At 47.3% G+C, this 2,214-nt stretch carries 1 protein-coding gene; it reads left to right on the forward strand.

Features of this window, described 5'->3' with window-relative positions:
- Positions 1 to 257 precede the first annotated feature (257 nt).
- Positions 258 to 2,042: a bifunctional chorismate-binding protein/class IV aminotransferase gene (locus ACTHUE_RS16215; protein ID WP_219089309.1), complete on the forward strand. Its 1,785-nt coding sequence runs from the start codon at positions 258 to 260 to the stop codon at positions 2,040 to 2,042.
- Positions 2,043 to 2,214: the final 172 nt, after the last annotated feature.

The raw sequence follows: 2,214 nt of genomic DNA on the forward strand, positions 1-2,214 counted from the left end.
TTCCAAAACAGCCTTTTCGAATACTTGCAGCTGGTCTTGTTTCTCGCCCAGTTCAACATTCTCGAACGGTTCTAATTGGTGGTCTGCCATAAAGTCTCCTTATCGATTAAGTTTTAAATGATATGGTTTGGTATGACTTGATTTTACCTCTTTATGCTGTGTTAGCCTACATAAAATTACACATAAGCGATTTTTTTCGGCTTGTTTGATAATTTTTGTAAAAACAGCGTATAATCAGCCTATTTGTATAATACATCATGCCTTATTTCGCCCTGTTCGACGATGCGGTAAGCGGTCGTGCAAAACTCTATCAAAATCATGTGGAAAGCTGCCTTTTTCATCATAACGAACTGGCGTCGTTGGAAGATGTTTTGCAGGCAGGTTGGAAAAAAGGCCTGCATGCAGTGTTGTTTGCAGACTACGAATTCGGATTGCCACTGATGGATATTTCATCCGCGCGCAGTGGCAATTTGCGTTTGCACTGGTTTGCTGATTATGCAGAAATCGATACCGAAAGCTGGCTGGCTAATCATTCAGACGGCCTTGAGGCAGGCATCTCCACTCCCCGATTCTCTGTATCCGAAGCCGATTATCTCGAGCATATCCGTCAAATCCACGAAGCCATCCGCCGCGGCGATACTTATCAAATCAATTACACCGCACGCCTGCACCTGCAAACTTACGGCAATCCGATTCAGCTTTACCGCCGTTTGCGTCAGCCTGTGCCATATGCCGTGTTGTCTTGTCTGCCCGACGGGGCAGGGCAGGATGCGTGGACTTTGTGTTTTTCTCCCGAACTTTTCCTCAAAATCTATTCAGACGGCCTGATCACAACCGAGCCGATGAAAGGTACTGCGCCGATTCTTCACGATGGGAAAGATGAACGCCGCGCCGTTGAATTGCGAAACGACCCGAAAAACCGTGCCGAAAACGTGATGATTGTCGATTTGTTGCGCAACGACCTCGGCAAAATCGCGCAAACGGGCAAAGTACGTGTGCCTGAACCGTTTAAAGTTTCCCGTTTCGGCAGTGTTTGGCAGATGACCAGTGCCATCGAGGCGCAGGCGCTGCCTGATGTTTCGGTTTCTGATATTTTCCGTGCAGCCTTCCCGTGCGGCAGTATTACTGGTGCGCCCAAACGCATGAGTATGCAGATTATTGAGTCTCTTGAATCCGAACCGCGTGGTTTATACACAGGCAGCATCGGCTTTTTGCATCCGTGCGATACGGGTTTGGGGTTTGAAGGTGTGTTCAATGTCGTGATTCGCACATTATCTTTGAAGCCGGTTTCAGACGGCCTTTATCAAGGCGTTTATGGTGTGGGTTCGGGGATTGTGATTGATAGCGATCCTGAAGCTGAATATCGCGAGTGCGGTTGGAAGGCGCGTTTTCTGAATGAATTGCGGCCTGATTTCGGTATTTTTGAAACCATGCGTGCGGAAGACAAACAATGCCGTTTGCTCGATTTGCATTTAGGCCGTCTGAACAGCTCGGCACAAGCGCTCAACCTGCCTTGGTCTCAAAATGCGGCAGAGCAAATTCAACACTATATAGATGCGTTGCCAATTGGGTTATTTAGAGTCAAAGCTGCTTTGTTTTCAGACGGCCTTGCATTGAGCCATGCGGCTGTTTCCGAATTGGATGGGCAGCAATACGTCATCTTGAGTGAGCACACATTAAGCCAACGCGATTATCTGCGCCGTTTCAAAACCACACGCCGTGAAACTTTTGACCAAGCATGGAAAACGGCAGAAGGGCAGGGCGCATTTGACAGCTTGTTTTTCAATTCAGACGGCCTGTTGTTAGAGGGTGGAAGAAGCAATGTGTTCGTCAAATATCAAGGACAATGGCTCACGCCGTCTTTGGATTTGGATATTTTGAACGGAGTAATGCGCCAAGCGGTATTGAGGCAGCCGCAGCTATATTTAGGTGTGGATACAATCAAGGAAACCCACATAACGCGCGCGATGTTGGAAAATGCGGAAGAAATCCGTTTGAGTAACGCTTTAAGGGGCATGTTTGCGGTTTCGCTCCGTAAATAAATGGCAATAGTCAAATCATCGTGATTCAAATTGTCGTAAAGCGGCAATATCCGATAGAATACGTCATTTCAACAATGAGGCCGTCTGAAAGGGAAAACAATATGGCAAAAGCAAAAGTTGGATTGGGACGCGGTTTGGATTCGCTGATTTCCAATGCAGTGGACAGCAGTAG

Source organism: Neisseria sp. P0021.S005 (genome assembly GCF_051956955.1).